14 protein-coding genes are annotated in these 17,500 nt (G+C 38.7%); 11 read left to right on the top strand and 3 right to left on the bottom strand.

The features are described 5' to 3' along the window. The first annotated feature begins 172 nt into the window (after positions 1 to 172). The 3 genes from TSYNT_RS03625 (at position 173) to TSYNT_RS03615 (ending at position 5,056) form a co-directional block, all read left to right on the top strand. Complete coding sequence (locus tag TSYNT_RS03625) at positions 173 to 2,239, top strand: hydantoinase/oxoprolinase family protein (RefSeq protein WP_059031811.1); 2,067 nt, start codon at positions 173 to 175, stop codon at positions 2,237 to 2,239. Then, positions 2,239 to 3,999, top strand: coding sequence for a hydantoinase B/oxoprolinase family protein (locus TSYNT_RS03620; protein ID WP_059031809.1), 1,761 nt, complete (start codon positions 2,239 to 2,241; stop codon positions 3,997 to 3,999). Before TSYNT_RS03625 ends, TSYNT_RS03620 begins: the two co-directional genes overlap by 1 nt. Positions 4,000 to 4,084: 85 nt before the next feature. After that, positions 4,085 to 5,056: an SIS domain-containing protein gene (locus TSYNT_RS03615; RefSeq protein ID WP_059031807.1), complete on the top strand. Its 972-nt coding sequence runs from the start codon at positions 4,085 to 4,087 to the stop codon at positions 5,054 to 5,056. Between the two features lie 60 nt (positions 5,057 to 5,116). Here TSYNT_RS03615 and TSYNT_RS03610 read toward each other — a convergent pair whose 3' ends face one another. Further along, positions 5,117 to 5,989: a fructoselysine 6-kinase gene (locus tag TSYNT_RS03610; protein ID WP_059031805.1), complete on the bottom strand. Its 873-nt coding sequence runs from the start codon at positions 5,987 to 5,989 to the stop codon at positions 5,117 to 5,119. A 124-nt stretch (positions 5,990 to 6,113) separates the two neighbouring features. Further along, the gene (locus TSYNT_RS03605) at positions 6,114 to 6,401 is read right to left on the bottom strand and encodes a DUF1294 domain-containing protein (protein ID WP_059031803.1); all 288 of its coding nucleotides are present in this window, start codon (positions 6,399 to 6,401) and stop codon (positions 6,114 to 6,116) included. Between the two features lie 130 nt (positions 6,402 to 6,531). Between TSYNT_RS03605 and TSYNT_RS03600 the strand changes: the two genes are divergently transcribed. From TSYNT_RS03600 to TSYNT_RS03590, 3 genes are all read left to right on the top strand, one after another. Continuing rightward, the gene (locus TSYNT_RS03600; protein WP_059031801.1) at positions 6,532 to 7,128 is read left to right on the top strand and encodes a hypothetical protein; all 597 of its coding nucleotides are present in this window, start codon (positions 6,532 to 6,534) and stop codon (positions 7,126 to 7,128) included. A gap of 151 nt (positions 7,129 to 7,279) precedes the next feature. Further along, a complete protein-coding gene (gene mfd, locus TSYNT_RS03595; protein WP_059031799.1) occupies positions 7,280 to 10,819 on the top strand; it encodes a transcription-repair coupling factor in 3,540 nt (1,179 codons plus the stop codon). 37 nt (positions 10,820 to 10,856) lie between these two features. Further along, complete coding sequence (locus tag TSYNT_RS03590) at positions 10,857 to 11,825, top strand: peptidylprolyl isomerase (protein ID WP_059031798.1); 969 nt, start codon at positions 10,857 to 10,859, stop codon at positions 11,823 to 11,825. A 100-nt stretch (positions 11,826 to 11,925) separates the two neighbouring features. On the opposite strand, the gene pckA is transcribed toward TSYNT_RS03590, so the two are convergent. Beyond that, entirely contained in the window at positions 11,926 to 13,500 is a 1,575-nt protein-coding gene (pckA, locus tag TSYNT_RS03585; protein ID WP_059031795.1) for a phosphoenolpyruvate carboxykinase (ATP), read from the bottom strand. A gap of 263 nt (positions 13,501 to 13,763) precedes the next feature. Here pckA and TSYNT_RS03580 point away from each other — a divergent pair, with 263 nt between their 5' ends. From TSYNT_RS03580 to TSYNT_RS03560, 5 genes are all read left to right on the top strand, one after another. Further along, complete coding sequence (locus TSYNT_RS03580) at positions 13,764 to 15,368, top strand: putative polysaccharide biosynthesis protein (protein ID WP_238142628.1); 1,605 nt, start codon at positions 13,764 to 13,766, stop codon at positions 15,366 to 15,368. 6 nt (positions 15,369 to 15,374) lie between these two features. Continuing rightward, positions 15,375 to 16,172: a nucleoside triphosphate pyrophosphohydrolase gene (gene mazG / locus TSYNT_RS03575; protein ID WP_059031792.1), complete on the top strand. Its 798-nt coding sequence runs from the start codon at positions 15,375 to 15,377 to the stop codon at positions 16,170 to 16,172. An 80-nt stretch (positions 16,173 to 16,252) separates the two neighbouring features. Continuing rightward, positions 16,253 to 16,528 (top strand): HU family DNA-binding protein, encoded by a 276-nt coding sequence (locus tag TSYNT_RS03570; protein ID WP_059031790.1) that lies wholly within the window; start codon positions 16,253 to 16,255, stop codon positions 16,526 to 16,528. 156 nt (positions 16,529 to 16,684) lie between these two features. Next, entirely contained in the window at positions 16,685 to 16,969 is a 285-nt protein-coding gene (locus tag TSYNT_RS03565) for an FtsB family cell division protein (protein WP_059031788.1), read from the top strand. 81 nt (positions 16,970 to 17,050) lie between these two features. Continuing rightward, positions 17,051 to 17,446 carry a S1 RNA-binding domain-containing protein gene (locus TSYNT_RS03560; RefSeq protein WP_059031786.1) on the top strand — a complete coding sequence of 132 codons (396 nt, stop codon included), beginning with the start codon at positions 17,051 to 17,053 and terminating at the stop codon, positions 17,444 to 17,446. Positions 17,447 to 17,500 lie beyond the last annotated feature (54 nt).

The raw sequence follows: 17,500 nt of genomic DNA, 5'->3' as shown, positions 1-17,500 counted from the left end.
GCGGATAAATTCTTATTTCAAAAGATTTGATAATCGATAAGAAAATATTTAGCATAATCTATTTACATTAATGCTTATTAATAGTATTATAACATTATAATACAATACATAATATCATTTTACAAAATAGCAAATTCAAGCCAAATTTATTACATGGAAGGTGAAAAAACTTATGGCTTATATGATAGGTGTTGACGTAGGCGGTACTTTTACCGACTTTTCGGTATCTGATACCAAAACAGGAGCCCTTTTTCATTACAAATATCCATCTACTCCTGAAGACCCATCTATTGCAATTGTCGAGGGCATCGGCGAAATACTTAAAGCCTACAATATCAAACCGGAAGAAGTAAATTATCTGGCACATGGAACTACAGTTGCTACAAATGCTCTAATTGAAAGAAAAGGCGCAAAAACCGGGCTGATTACTACAAAGGGATTTAGAGATTTGCTTGAAATAGGTTGGCAGAAAAGGCCTTCCCTTTACGATCTCCACAAACCAAAGCCTGTGCCATTTGTTCCGACAAATTTGATATGTGAAGTAAGCGAGAGGATATTACATGATGGGAGCGTTCTCATACCACTAGACGAAGAAGATGTCTATAAGGCCGTAAATTATTTGAAATCCCAAAAAGTCAGCTCTATCGCGGTTTGCACCCTCTTTTCCTTTATAAATCCTGCTCATGAACAGCGCATCAAAGAAATTGTGCAAGAGGTATATCCGGAAGTTTATATCTCAATTTCGAGCGAATTAATACCAGAGTTTCGAGAGTTTTCGAGAATGAGCACAACAGTGCTTAATGCGTATCTTGGGCCGGTTATGAAAAAATATGTTTATAATTTTGAAAAGAGCATCCGAGATACAGGAATTAGAATAGATCCCTATGTTACACAATCCAATGGAAGCATAATCTCAATTTCTGAGACCATCGATTCACCTATAAGGACTGCTGTTTCAGGACCTAGCGCCGGTGTAGTCGGGGCCGTTTATATAGGCGAACAATGTAAAAATAATAAAATCATTACATTTGATATGGGAGGAACCAGTGCCGATGTCAGCCTCATAGAAAACGGAAAACCGCAGCTATCCTCTGAACGTTTAGTAGAGGGTTTTCCTGCACGGATTCCTATGATTGATATAGTAACGATAGGAGCCGGAGGCGGCAGCATCGCCTATATTGATGATGGCGGCGCAATGAAGGTGGGACCGGAAAGCGCAGGAGCAAAACCGGGACCTGCCTGTTATGGTGTGGGAGGCACAAAACCCACCGTAACAGATGCTAATATAGTTTTAGGCAAACTTAATCAAAAAAGTATCTTGGGCGGACGCTTTGCAGTTCACAGAGACCTGGCAGAAAAGGCGATAAAAGAGCATATCTGCAGTAAGACAAATTTTGACTTAATTCAGGCTGCAAATGGAATTATATCAGTTATAAATTCAAGCATGATGCGTGCTGTGAGACTGGTTTCAGTAGAAAGAGGCTATGATATAAGGGAGTTTTCACTTATGGCATTTGGTGGAGCAGGCCCCCTTCATGCATGCGAGATAGCAAGCGAACTGGGCATAAAGACTGTTATTGTTCCCCCATCGCCCGGCACACTGTGCTCCTTAGGTCTTTTAATGGCAGATGTGAAATTTGATTTAAGTCGTTCTAAGATTATGATTGCAGAAAAACAAAATATTAAAGAAATCAATGAAATCTTTGATGCAATGCTGGAAGAAGGCAAAAACATGCTTATCAGAGAAGGCGTTGCGCCTGACAGAAGAAGTTATAAACGTTTTATTGATGCACGATATGAATTCCAAAACTATGAAATTTCTATTGAATTGCCGGACCGCCCGGTAACAGAAGACGTGCTAGAGGAAGCCATTCAAAGCTTCCATAAAGAACATGAGCGCAACTACGGCTATTACAACGAGAAAAACCGAGTGCAAATTGTAAACTATCGCATATCGGCAATCGGCGATATAGACAAACCTACTTTGAAAGAAAGTCCATGTAATCCAAATGCAGCACTTCCAGAACCTTTAGAGACAAGAGATGTGCTTTTCCAAGGCCGACCCGATTTTATAAAAACAAATATCTATCAGCGAGAAAAAGTAGCACCTGGCTGTGCCTTTAACGGACCTGCTATATTGGAAGAAATGGATTCAACGATCGTCATTCCGCCCAAGTGGAGCGCCAGGACAGACGGATTTTATAATCTCATCTTGACTTATAACGGAGGTGAAAAATAATGACCCCGGAAGCCAAAAAGAATGTTGATGCAGTAACAATGGAAGTTGTCGGAAACCTTCTTCTTTCTATTGCAGAAGAAGTGACCACGATAATTATAAAGAGCGCATATTCCACCAACATAAAGGAGCGGCGCGATGTATCTAGCGGGATAATGGATCCGGAAGGCAATATGGTGGCCCAAGCTGAAAATCTTGCCATACATCTTGGCTCACTGCTTACTTTTATAAAAGAGCTTTATAAAAGACATCCGAAAGAAACCATCAAACCCGGTGATATGTTTATAGGAAATGACCCTTATAACGGTGGTGGAAACCACCTGCCTGACATAGTTGTAGCTGCGCCGGCTTTTGAAGGCGAGACTATGATTGGCTGGGTAGTTAATATGGCGCACCATTCTGACATAGGTGGTAAAGTGCCCGGCAGTACATCAGGCGATGCAACAAGCATATATCAAGAAGGTTTGAAGCTGCCAATAATCCGTATATGCGAAAACGATAAGGTTCTTGATAACGTAATGGATCTTATACTTGCAAATACCCGAGTTCCCCGGGAACGTTATGGTGATTTGATAGCCCAGATTTCAGCTAACCGGGTTGGCGTAAGAAGATTAAAAGAAGCTTACGCTCGCTATAATATGATATTACTTGATTGCATGGAAGAATTACAAAATTATGCAGAGCGCAGGCTTCGCACAGTTATATCCGATCTTAAAGAAGGCATTTACAAGTTTACCGATTATATGGACAATGGCGGAGAAAGATATCCGGATCCGCTGCCGATAACAGTTACTATCACAATAAAAAATAATTTTATTGATTTTGATTTTACAGGAACCTGCGACCAAGTGGAAGCACCTGTCAATGTTCCTTATAACTCACTGCTTGCCACAGTATTTTATTCACTAAAGGCTCTTCTGGGACCGGATATTCCTTCAAATGCAGGCATATATAGAGCATTTAAGGTTTATGCGCCAAAAGGATGCCTTGTAAATCCGGTGCATCCTGCTCCTGTTGGAGTTATGATTGATACCTGTCAGAGGCTGCCAGACGTTATATTTGGAGCTTTGGCGCCTGCGGTGCCTGATAGAATTTTGGCAGCAGGCAATGGCGCTTGCACTTCTATTGTCTTTACCGGAATGCTAAACAACAACCCGGACCAATTTTTTATTTACCATGAGGCCATTGCAGGAGGTTCAGGAGCCAGCAAACATGCAGACGGTCTAAGCGGCGTCCAGGTTCATATGACTAATACATCAAATATGCCTATAGAAGCTTCAGAGATTGAATTTCCGATTGTAAGGATAAAGAAATATGGCCTGCGCATGAACTCAGGCGGTGCCGGGGAAAATCGCGGAGGACTGGGGATCATACGAGAATTTGAAGTAATAAGTGATGGAGTTTCCTGCACATGCTTAGGCGATCGGCAGAAATTTTCGCCCTGGGGCCTCGAAGGAGGAAAAAATGGTGCAAGCGGAGCATTTTATCACATATTACCTGATGGCACGGAAATTCGCCTTCCAAATAAATGCACAGATCACCCTGTTAATAAAGGAGACATCATTAGAGTCCTAACCCCGGGCGCCGGCGGATACGGCGATCCCGTAAAAAGGTTGCCGCAAAAGGTGCTTCAAGATGTATTAGAAGGCAAAGTTTCCTTAGAAAGCGCAAAGAACGATTACAAGGTTTTAATACTTCAAGATGAAAATGGAAATCTTGCAATTGATGAAAAAGAGACGACAAAGCTGAGAGGACTTAATTAGAGATATAGCTTGAATAACAAATAAAAATTTTTGTGTAAATTTTATAGCCAACCTAGATCAGGCTAAAAATTACAGGAGGTTTGAGATGGAAATAAAAAATATGGTAAGTGAAATAAAATCAAAATTAGATGCAAGAGGCGGCTTAAAGGCGATTTACTTTGCGGCGTGCGGGGGCTCTCAGGCAGCTATATATCCAGCGAAATACTTAATCCAATGTGAAGCTAAAAACATTGCTACCGGCATATTTAACAGCAGTGAGTTTGTAAATGCGACTCCTGCCATGATAGATGATCGCTGTATTTGCATTATTTGCTCTCTTAAAGCTACGCCGGAAACGGTGGAAGCAGTTAAGGCGGCCAACGAAAAAGGCGCTATAACAGTTGCGATGACAGGATTTGCAGATTCAGAAATGGCAAAGAACGGGCAGTATTCTATTATATATTCAAACGGCCAAAACCAAGTTTACTCAAAAGCAAATCAGGCTCTAGCTTTAAAGTTTTGCTTTGAAGTACTAAAACAATTTGAAGATTTTCCATATTATGATGAAGCAATGCAAGCATATGATTATATAGACAATATTATCGAAAAAGGAAAGAAGGATATCTTGCCGCTTGCACAAAAATTTGCGAAGGATTTTAAAGACGACAGCGTATTTTATGTACTTGCAAGCGGACCTGCTTATCCGGCTGCTTACTCAATGGCTTGCTGCCATTTGATGGAAATGCAGCAAAAACATGCTGTTTATCTTCATTCGGGAGAATATTTCCATGGTCCTTTTGAAACAACTAATGAAACAGTTCCTGTAATATTGATTAAATCAGTTGGAAAAACCCGTCCACTAGATGATAGGGTAGAACGTTTTCTAAAAAAATATGCTCCACGTCATATGATTCTTGATATGCAAGAGTTTGATATTGGGAAAATCGATGAACATGTAGTAGAATATTTTGCATCTCCAATTCTTACACCTATGGAACGTTTTATGGTCTCGACGATGGCGGATCTTCGAGGCAGGTCAATGGATGAACGCCGCTACATGTGGAAAGTAGAGTATTAATAAATAGCGTGGAATATTCCACGCTATTTATTAATGTACTCGGTTGCTTACACAAATAAGTTATACTTTAAATTTCTTGCCCATTCCAAATGCACCATGGACGAGGCAGGTTTTTGCAGCAAAAGATGCCGCTGTTTCTAATGCTTTCTTAACCGTATTTTTATAATATTCTTCGTCGGTTTTAATACGAAGCGGTTCTAATTTTTGCACCTCAACAAAAGAAACTAGAAAAGCGGCAGCAAATGAATCCCCGGCTCCTAAAGTATCAACTGCCTCCACCAGTTTCGGGGGCTGAACAAAAAAGTCTTTTCCATCATACAATACAGACCCTTTGCTTCCGCATGTGGCAATTACTATTTTACAACCTTCTTCATAAAGCTGAATGCATGCCTTGCGAACTTCTTTATCCGGTAAAGAACCACATGACATAAAACCATAATCTATATATTTGCAAACTGCGCGAACCTTAGCCGGCTCTTTCCACTGTCCGGAAAAGTCATATGAAACTAAGATGCCAAGTTGGGATATTACGGGGAGCTGGTCGTCAAAGTAACTATTATTGCTGGTATGAACAAGATCAAAGGTCTTGATATATTCCTTGTCATTTTCAGTTAAGATGATGGGATGCTCTTTTAAAACTCCCCCTTTATTGCTTGCGATAAATATTCTTTCACCATCTACAATATTTACTACAGCATAGCCATTTTCGCCTTCATACTGACGGCAGTGAGAGCGATCGATTCCAAGCTCGTCAAGGGTTGCAATAACATGTGCCGCCACGTCGTCAGTGCCGAAAACTCCCATATAAGCTGCGTCGGCGCCTAACTGTTTGGCATATACTGCAAAATTTAAAGCTTGACCTCCCGGATACATGTAGCCTGAATTGATATACTTATCGCAAACGTTATCGCCGATTCCCAACACCCTTACCATATTGTACATCCTCCCGATTTTAGATTTTTAGGAAACGCATAAAGGAAAATTGCTGTATTTAGTTCATAAACTTTGTGTGATATAATGTTATAATATATCTTATTCCTTAAAATATCAATATATATCATAAAACTATGATATAGAAGTAAAAATAATAAGCTGCCAGCAATTGAATTAAAATAATAATAGGTATCCCGTATATGAAGCTCTTATGGCGGGTTTTATGATGGAAAAAATACATCCCGCAGAGCACTCCTGCCGAACCGCCTAAAAGCGCCACTACAAAGAGAGTTCTTTCGCTTATCCTCCACTTGTTGTGTGAAGATTTATATTTGTCGATTCCCATTAAGATAAACGAGGCCGCATTTAATAAAATTAACCCTATAAACGCAGTATCACAAAAATGATGCATTATACTCCCTCAATTCTAAACAGCAGATTTAAAAAGGATTATATTTGCCTTTTCCGTATTTATAAATATAATTAGATTATAAAGGATTTAGAGTTTTTAAGCCATATTTTTTGTAAATGAGGTTCCTGTAATGATTTTATATAAAAATGACAATTTATTAAAAAGGGAAAGGACTACATTTTCTTTGATGGTATTTCCTTTATGGACGCTCCCTTTTACACCAAAATTTTTCCCTGCAGCCTTTGGTTTGAATTTTGCGATAAATATAATAGTTGTCTGGACTTATCTAAAGCTACACAAAAAATTCAATAAGCCTAAAATATACTGTTTTATGGCTCCGGGCAGCCAGCAGCAGACTCAAATAGAAATCAACAATCGACTGGTTTTTAAGTATTGCTTACGAGCGGCGTTTTTTGGCTGCTTTGCAATTTTTTTAGGCGGGACAGCCATTGGCTTACTGCTAAAAAAATTTCCCATAATAGATGAATATATCGATACTTTCTATGTATGGTCAAGTTTTGCCAGCGGATTTTTTCATATTCTAATTGCTATTTTTGCGGGTTTTATCATTTATCACTATCATCGCCGCATGGCAAAAAGCCGTCTTGGCCTTGATACAGCCGAGGCTTCTTTTTTAGGAATAGTTATAGGACTTTTAACGGTACCTGAATTTTTCCTTATCCCTGCGTCGTGGCTTTCAGGCCTTATTCAAAGTCTTTATCATTAAAATCTAGTTCTGCTTATTGATATAATTTGACGATTAATTTATAATGATATAATAGCATTTGAAGCAGCCCTTGGCAAAGAAGGGCTTTTCGGCATTTAATCGAAAATTTAATTATTTTATTTTTTATAAATATATAAATAGAGGTATGTAAATGGAACAAATTTTAAAGACTGCTGAAGAAATACCAGAATTTCAAAAATTAATAAAAGATTTAAACAGACAAATGTCTAATCTGTTCGCGTATGGCGTTTCAGATTCTCAGCGATCCTACCTTATTGCTGCATTGAAAAAGAAAATTACTTCTCAAATATTAGTAATTACGGCGGATTCGCTGGAGGCAAAAAAAATAACAGAAGATCTTTTACTTTTCATGGATCCGGAAGAAGTAGCCTTTTTTCCGGCAAGCTCTGTTCTGCCTTATGAAATTGCAGCAAAGAGCACAGAATTTACTGCAAAACGCCTAAAGGTCATGGAAAATCTACTTATGAAAAAATCCATGGTGGTAGTGGCGCCGGTTCAAGCATTACTTACAAAGGTCTTAAGTCCTGAAATTATGAAGAAATTTACTTTGACAATCAGAGTCGGCGATACGGCTTCCATGGAGGAAATAGTATCCAAGCTTTCGGTAATGGGCTATGAGCGACGTGAGATAATCGAGGCCCAAGGGCAATTTGCCGTGCGAGGCGGAATTCTCGATATATATCCTCTGACACATGAATACCCTTATCGCATTGAATTTTTTGATGAAGAAGTAGATTCTATCCGGGAATTTCTTCCTGAGGATCAGCGCTCAATAAATAAACTTGACAAAATTTTTATCACGCCTGCACGAGAGATAGTCTATGACGAAGAAACAGCCAAAAAAGCATCGGTTGCCATAGCTGAAGAATTAAAAGAGAGAGTGGATCTTTTTAATTCTTTAGGACATCCTAAAATTGCCGAGCATCTTTCAGAAAAAGTGGAAGAACATATTGGAAGACTAGCAGACGGTCTCTTTTTTGAATCTTCAGAACTATATGCATCACATCTTTATCCAAAACTTTATACAATCCTGGATTATTTTGAAAGCCATTTTGTACCAATATTAATAGAGCCTGCAAGAATTGCCGAAGCTCAAAAAAATACCGCCTTTGAAGTTCAAGAAACATATAAAGGGCTTCTTGAAAAAGGAGAAATATTGGCATCTCAGGCCAACATTTATTGCGACCCTTTTGAGATATTAGACGAACTGAAGCAACAAAGAATAGTATATTTTTCGATTCTGCCGAAACTACATCCCGAGTTTGAAGCCCGCAGTCTTTATTCATTTCAATTTCAATCAATTCCATCTTTTTATGGAAAGTTAGACCTTTTGGCAGAAGAAATCACAAGGCTTAAACGTAAAAACTATAGAATTGTTCTTCTTTCCGGCACAAAAGAACGGGCGGAACATTTAATCAAAAATCTAAGAGACAGAGATATTCAAGCTGTATTATATGAGGAAATTAAAGAGGAACCCCTAAAACCCGGTAATGTAGTGGTTGTTCCTGCCTCATTGGAGCATGGTTTTGACAATCTTGCCGTAAGGCTTGCAATAATTTCTGACTCTGAAATTTATGGTAAATCTACAAAAAGGCAAGGTAGAACAAAGGTAAAAACCAAAGGTCAAAGGCTTACAGATTTTAGAGATTTAAATGTGGGAGATTATGTAGTGCATATAACCCACGGCATCGGCAAATATTTGGGTATTGAATCTCTCGAGGTAGCCGGCCATATAAAAGACTATTTTGCCCTAATGTATGCAGGCGGAGACAAGCTATATGTTCCGACAAATCAAGTAGAGTTAATTCAAAAATATGTAGGAAATGATGATACACCTCCAAAGCTTAATAAACTCGGAGGCAGTGAGTGGAACAAAATCAAGAAAAAGGCAAAAGATTCCATAAAGCAAATGGCAGAAGAGTTAATAAATTTATATGCTGCAAGAGAATCTGTTGAAGGCTTTGCATTTTCGCCGGATTCGCCATGGCAAAAGGAATTTCAGGATATGTTTCCTTATGAGGAGACACCTGATCAGTTAGCTGCTATTGAAGAAGTAAAAAGAGATATGGAGAGCTCAAAACCTATGGATAGGCTTTTATGCGGAGATGTAGGCTACGGCAAAACAGAAGTTGCAATGAGAGCGGCATTTAAAGCAGTAATGGACAGCAAACAAGTAGCTGTATTAGTGCCTACAACAATCCTAGCCGAACAGCACTATCACACGTTTTTAGAAAGGTTTAAGCTATTTCCCGTCAAGATAGAATCAATAAGCCGTTTTAAATCCCCAACTGAACAAAAGCAGATACTCAGAAAACTTAAAACAGGAGAAATAGATATAATAATAGGCACCCACAGGCTTTTGCAAAAAGACGTCAAATTTAAAGACTTAGGGCTTTTAATAATAGATGAAGAACAAAGATTTGGAGTATCTCATAAAGAAAGAATAAAACAATTAAAGAAAAATATAGATGTGCTTACTCTAACGGCAACGCCTATTCCGAGAACTTTACACATGGCAATGAGCGGGTTAAGAGATATGAGCATAATCGAGACTCCACCGGAGGATAGATTTCCTATTCAAACATATGTGGTAGAATACAATGAATCCCTTATAAGGGATGCGATAATGCGTGAACTTTCAAGAGGTGGCCAGGTATACTACGTTTATAATAGAGTGCAGAGCATACACGAAGAGGCGCAAAAATTAAAACAGCTAGTTCCCGAGGCCCGCATTGCTGTAGCCCATGGGCAGATGAATGAAGATGAGTTGGAGGAAATTATGCTGGGATTTTATGACCACGACTATGATGTTCTTGTATGCACTACAATAATCGAAAGCGGTCTTGACATACCTAATGCAAATACACTGATTGTAACTTCGGCTGACAGACTAGGACTTTCGCAGCTTTACCAGTTGCGCGGCCGTGTCGGCAGGTCAAATCGCCAGGCTTTTGCTTATTTAACTTACAAAAAAGATAAGGTCCTGAGCGAAGCTGCGGAAAAGAGACTTTCAGCAATACGAGAATTTACTGAATTTGGTTCCGGCTTTAAGATAGCTTTGAAAGACCTTGAAATTCGAGGTGCCGGCAATATTCTCGGGGCAGAACAGCATGGTCATATGATGGCTATAGGTTATGACCTTTATACCAAATTACTTGCGGCTGCAATAAAAGAGCTAAAAGGTGAAAAAGAGGAAGAAGAAATCCGCCCGACTCTTGAATTCGACGTGAATGCCTATATTTCAGATGAATATATAACTAATGCGTCGGTAAAAATGGAAATTTACAGGAAAATGGCCACGGCTGAGACGCTAGGAGAAATAGATGATCTGGAAGAAGAAATAGAAGACAGATTTGGGGATATTCCTGAGGCTACAAGAAACCTGATTATAATTTCCAAGCTCAGAGTTTTGGCAACCAAGCTCAAAATTGCAAGCATAATTCAGCAGGGAGAAGTAATAAATATAAAGTTTCATGAAAGCAGCCAATTGACTCCGGAAATGCTTTTCAGGCTAAAAACAATGATGGCAAACCAAGTAAATATAATAGGGACCGAAAATCCGACAATTACAATAAAAACAAGAGGCAACCAAGGAACAAAGATGTTGCTTAGGCTGCAAAAGGTTTTGCAGGACATGGATGCTATGCAGCAAGTCTGTGATGTAGTATAATTAACTTATAATTTGCGTAAAAAACAAGGAGGATCCCATGAAAAACACGGTTAAGACTTTAGTTATATTATTTATGTGTGCTGCATTTTTTATATCAGGATGCCAAAACGTTGAGAAGGTAGAAAAGCAGGGCAAGGTTATTGACGGCAAAGAAGTAATTGCAAAAGTAAATGATGAATATATATTAAAATCTGATTATGACTATCAAGTAGCCCAAGTAAAGAGTGCTCTTGAGGCAAACGGACAGGATTTTTCAAAAGATGAAGGAAAAAAAATACTAGAGGAAATTAAAAAGCAAGTATTGGATGCAATGATAAACGACAAAATAGCTCTTCAGCAAGCCGAAAAAGAAGGTGTGTCACTAAGCGATGAAGAGCTTCGGGACGCCATGAACAGCCTTGAAGAATACCATGGAGGCAAAGATGCACTAGATAAGTACATTAGCCAGCAAGGGCTTGACAGAGAATCCTTCGAGAAATCGGTAAAAGAACAGCTGATAATAAATAAATTTAAAGAGAAGATTACAGCAGATATCAAAGTCACAGATGAAGAGATAAAGAAATTCTATGATGAAAATAAGGCGATGTTTGAACTTCCTGCCCCGGAAATACGGGCAAGCCATATTTTAGTTGATACGCAAGAAGAAGCAGAAAAAATTCTAGCCCAAATCAAGGCAGGAGCTGATTTTGCGGAACTTGCAAAAAAATATTCCAAAGATCCCGCAACTAAGGACATAGGGGGAGATTTAGGTTATTTTTCAAAAGGGAAAATGGATGCTGAATTTGAAAAGGCGGCATTCGCTTTAAAAACAGGCCAGGTCAGTGATGTGGTAAAAACAAGTTTTGGCTATCATATAATTAAGGTGACAGGAGAAAGAAATTCTTTGAGTTTTGAAGATGCTAAAAGTTATATTAAGTCACACTTAGAAGATAGCAAACGAGAAGAGGAATTTAATAAGCATATCGAAGAGTGGAAAAAGCAAGCCAAGATAGAAAAATACCTGTAAAAAGCTTTAAATTAAAATAGCAGCTTGAAAGATTCCTTATAATAGCTTTAGCTATTATAAGGAATAAATTTTTGGCTGCTATTTCTACGATAACACATTTTTAGTTGTTATCGACCTTAGGACCTGCTGCTGCAATTTCAGGGGCGATACCGGAAAACTTCTTAATATTTTTTGCAAAACTTTCAGCAAGCCTTTTAGCTGTTGCAACATACGCATCTTTATCTTTCCATGTGTTAATTGGATTTAAAATTTCAGAAGGAACATCAGGGCAAACTTTTGGCATCATTAGACCAAAAATCGGATCTTTTTCATACTCAACTGACTCTAGTTTGCCATCTAATGCAGCATTTATCATGGCTCTTGTGTACTTGAGATTCATGCGTTGGCCTACGCCATAAGCCCCGCCTGTCCAGCCGGTATTTACCAAGAAGACTTCAGAACCATGCTTTTCTATTTTCTCACCAAGTAATTTAGCATAAACCATTGGAGGTAAAGGCAAGAACGGTGCGCCGAAGCATGATGAAAAAGTAGCTTGAGGTTCTGTAATGCCGCGTTCTGTACCGGCGAGCTTGCTTGTATATCCTGAAATAAAGTAGTACATAGCTTGTTCTTTACTAAGCTTAGAAATTGGAGGCAGAACACCAAACGCATCTGCCGTTAGGAATACTACTGTTTTAGGATGACCGCCTATGCCTGGTATTACGGCGCCGGGAATAAATTCTACAGGATATGCGGCTCTAGTATTTTCTGTAATCTTGTCACTGCTGTAATCCGGAATGCGAGTGTTCTCGTCCACCACAACGTTTTCTAATACAGCCCCGAATTTTATGGCATCATAAATCTGAGGTTCTTTTTCTCTTGTAAGATTGATACATTTTGCATAGCAGCCGCCTTCAAAGTTGAATATGCCGTTCTCTGTCCATCCATGCTCGTCATCGCCTATTAAGAAACGGTTAGGATCTGCGGATAAAGTGGTTTTTCCTGTACCGGAAAGCCCAAAGAAAAGCGCCGTTGATCCATCCTTTCCAACGTTTGCAGAACAGTGCATTGAAAGAATGCCTTGCTGAGGCATTAGATAGTTCATTACCGAAAAAACAGATTTCTTGATTTCTCCTGCGTATTTAGTCCCACCGATTATAACCATTTTTTTCTCGAAACTGATTACAATGAATGCTTCAGAATTTACTTTATTAATCTTTGGATTTGCCTCAAATCCGGGAGCGGATATTACGGTAAACTCAGGTTCGTGGGTTTTGAGTTCTTCGTCAGTAGGAACTATAAAGAGCTGACGGCAAAATAAATTTTGGTAAGCAAATTCATTAATCACACGTATAGGAAGACGATATTTAGGATCGGCTCCCGCAAAACCATCAAATACGAAAATATCGCGATTTTGAAGATATGCTAAAAGCTGCTTTAAAAGACTGTCAAAATCACTTTCACTTATTGCCTGATTGTTTCCCCACCATATTTTGTCGTGTACAGATGGTTCATCTACGATGAATTTGTCATTAGGTGAGCGTCCTGTATATTTTCCGGTGTAGACATTTAATGCGCCTGTTGAAGTAAGGATGCCCTCCTCCCTGCTCAGCGACTCTTCAACCAAACGCGTTGGCGACAGATTTTTGTAGATATTTTTAGCATTAATAAGACCTATTGAATCTAGTTTTTCCATTGTTCAGACCCCCAATTTACAAAAAAATATGTAATTAGGCTCTATTATATAACATTTTTTCTTGGTGTTCCAGTCTTATAATGAATTATTTTGAGCAAGGAAAATGATATAGCTAATCAATGGTCATGTTTTCAAGGAATTTTATATAAAAAGCAAGTATACTTGTATACGAAAATTGACCAATCTTTTTAATCAAAGATGTTGCCCATACTAGAGTAAATAGACTATAATAATTAGGAACTTAAATGAAAGGCGGATTTTTCTTGACTGAAAAAAAGGATTCTTTTCTAAAAGGAGCATTTATACTAGCTGCGGCAGGCCTTGTCGTAAAAGTATTAGGAGCGGTATATCGGATTCCGCTGGCAAGGCTTATAAAAGATGAAGGCATGGGACTTTATCAAATGGCATATCCGATATACTTGATATTGCTGTCAATATCTACAGCCGGCATTCCAACAGCAATATCTAAGATGGTTTCAGAAGATGTTGCTATTGGCAGATTTAAAAATGCCCATAGGATATTTAAGGTTTCTATGATAGTCCTTACAATTATCGGCCTTGGTTTAACTGTTTTGTTGGGCTTTGGCGCAAATTGGCTGGCAGTAAAAATATATAAAAACCCCAAGGCATTTTATTCGATTTTAAGTATATCGCCGGCCATCTTTTTTGTTTCAATAATGTCTTGCTTTAGAGGATTTTTTCAGGGATTGCAGGATATGACCCCCTCTGCTGTTTCACAAATAGTAGAACAGATAGGAAGAGTGATTGCCGTATTTATTTTGGCATATATGCTTTTGCCATATGGGGTGGAATATGCTGCGGCAGGAGCTGCTTTCGGTCCTGTAGCAGGTTCCGTTATGGGACTTATTGTACTTATTGCAATTTATTACAGACGAAAAAGAACATTTGATGCGCAAATCTTATTAGATGAAAGCGGCAGTCTGGAAAATCCCCTACATATTATAAACAGACTTTTTATATTTGCAGTTCCTGTTACACTAGGCGGCCTTATAAGCCCGATGATGAGCATGGCTGATGCGGCTATAGTCAGCAGTCGCCTACAGGATGCAGGTTTTTCGGTAAAGAGGGCAGCAGAACTTTTTGGCCAGTTAAGTGGTATGGCGGTTCCTCTTATAAATCTGCCGGTTGTTATAACTGTTGCATTATCAGCAACTTTGGTGCCTGCAATTTCTGAGGCTGTAGTTTTGAAAAATAGGCAAATGGTTGCCGAAAGATCTGAAACAGGCATGCGAATGAGCATAATCTTTGGATTGCCATCAGCGGTAGGGATGTATGTACTTGCAACTCCTATAACCCTACTCCTTTATAACAACGCAGAAGCAGGAATGTCCCTTCAAATTCTTGCATGGGGAGTGGTGTTTTTAGCCCTTACACAAACTACCACAGGTATACTTCAAGGAGTGGGATACGCGGGAGTCCCTGTAAGGAATATGGTATTTGGCGCTTTAATTAAAATTTTTATCAATTATTTTCTCACGGCAATGCCATCTATAAATATAAAAGGCGCTGCTCTTGGAACAGTCATAGGTTATTTAGTGCCGTCAATCTTAAATTGCTTTATGGTAATAAAATTGACTGATGCGGTCTTTGACTTAAAACATATGCTCCTAAAGCCGGCATTGGCAAGCGGTATTATGGGAATTACTGCATATGTATCCCATACAGGGTTTATGGCCTTAGGTCTCTCTCAAAATAAGGCGACACTTGTGGCGATAGTGTTAGGGGCTGCAATTTATGGATTGGCCTTGATTGCTGTGGGGGGCATAAAGAAATCTGATTTGGAGTTTTTACCGGGCAATCAGCGAATAATAGCGTTTTTTAACAAATTTGGATTACTGAGGGGGTAAATGACGATGTCTAAACAAAGCCTGAGAAGTCTGGATGATTTGGTGTATATAATGGCACAGCTTAGAGGAGAACCGGGCTGTCCATGGGATAAATCCCAAACCCATGAAACCTTAAAACCTTTTCTTATTGAAGAGGCATATGAAGTAATCGATGCCATTGATAGGAAAAATGAAGAAGATCTTAAAGAGGAGCTTGGAGATTTACTACTGCAAGTGGTATTTCACAGCCGTCTTGCAGAAGAACGAGGCAGTTTTGAGATAGGTGATGTAATCGAAACAGTGTGCGAAAAAATGATTAGGCGTCATCCTCATATATTTGGAAACATTACAGTGGAAGGAACAGATGAAGTCCTGAAAAATTGGGAAGAAATCAAGCGCGAAGAAAAAGATATGAAAACCGAATCCGAAAGCATGATGCAGCTGCCTAAAGCGCTGCCTGCTTTAATGAAGGCTTATAAAGTCCAGGAAAAGGCTGCAAGAATTGGCTTTGACTGGGACGATATTAGCGGAGCCTTTGATAAAGTATATGAAGAATTGGATGAACTTAAAGAAGCATATGCTACAAAAAATCAGGAAAAAATAGAGGAAGAATTTGGGGACCTGCTTTTTGCTTGCATAAATGTGGCGAGATTTTTAAAGGTTGAGCCGGAACTTGCATTGGATTATGCAGTGAAAAAATTTATTAAAAGATTTAAGTTTTTAGAGGCAGAAGCGGCAAGATCTGACAAAACCTTATCTGATATGAATTTACAGGAAATGGATGCGCTTTGGGAAAAAAGCAAAAATCAAGAAAAAAAATTGTAAAATGCCTTTAAAAAGAAGGATTTTGGCATTTTATGAAGAATATCCAATATGTAATTAATTAACATCAAGGAGGGAATCTTGTGAACAAAGCTGAATTAATTTCTATGATGGCCGAAAAAAGCGGTCTGACGAAAAAGGATTCTGAAAAAGCTCTCAATGCTTTCATTGAAGCAGTTGAAGAAGCTCTCGCGAAAGGCGACAAAGTCCAATTAGTAGGATTCGGAACATTTGAAGTTAGAGAGAGGAGCGCGAGAAAAGGCCGCAATCCTCAAACGGGCGAAGAGATAGACATCCCCGCGGCCAGCGTTCCGGCCTTCAAACCGGGCAAAGCCTTAAAAGATAATATTAATAAGTAGAGAGTAATCCTCTCAAAAGCAGGTCTGAAAAGGCCTGTTTTTGTATATGAAAGCAGCCGATAGCCGATTAAAAATTAATTATTGCTTACTTGAAGGACTTTGCAAAAAAACATCGAAATCTACTATATAACAAAATAATCGGAAGGTTTGGTTGAAATGAGAGGCAAAAATAAGTTTAAAATGCGGCATTTACTGCTTTTGCTCTTTGTAGCTTACATATTGTCTACTCTTGTAATGCAACAGTTTAAAATGATAAGCCTTGCAAAGGAAGAAAAGCAACTCAAAGCCAGAATTGAGGAAGCGATGAATCAAAAAACGCAGCTTCAAAATGAAATAAACCTTCTTCAAACCGATGAATACATTGAAAAGGTTGCACGAGACGAATTGGGTTTGGTAAAACCCGGAGAATACATATATAAAGGCATTAAAACTTTAAAATAACCGGTTCTTTATTGACGAATCTGCAAACTTTAAGTATAATGAATAATTGAAGGAAGATTCTAAAGGAGGAATTTTTTAAGTATGCCTGTTGAGGTAGGCCAAATTGTAGAAGGAAAAGTAACAGGAATTACCAAGTTTGGAGCTTTTGTTGAACTTTCAGATGGAGTGACGGGACTTGTTCATATCTCTGAGGTGGCAGATAGCTTTGTGAAGGATGTCAATGATTTTCTTAAGCAAAACGACGTCGTAAAAGTTAAAGTCATCTCGATTTCACCAGACGGCAAAATCAGCCTTTCAATCCGTAAAACAAAGGAAAGTTCCAACAATAGCCACAGAAAGCCCAAACAAGAAGAGCTTAGCTTTGAAGACAAATTATCTAAGTTCTTAAAGGATAGCGAAGAAAGATTGCTGGACATTAAGAAAAATAATGAATCCAAGCGCGGCTCAGGGTCATATGGAAAAAGAAAAGTATTGTAATTTGAATGAAACAGAAAACCATCCACTTTTATAAACGATGATGGTTTGCAGGAC

It is taken from the genome of Tepidanaerobacter syntrophicus (assembly GCF_001485475.2).
Lineage (GTDB): Bacteria > Bacillota > Thermosediminibacteria > Thermosediminibacterales > Tepidanaerobacteraceae > Tepidanaerobacter > Tepidanaerobacter syntrophicus.
The sequence above is the reverse complement of the archived record's forward strand: the minus strand, read 5'-3'. Positions and strand labels throughout refer to the sequence as shown.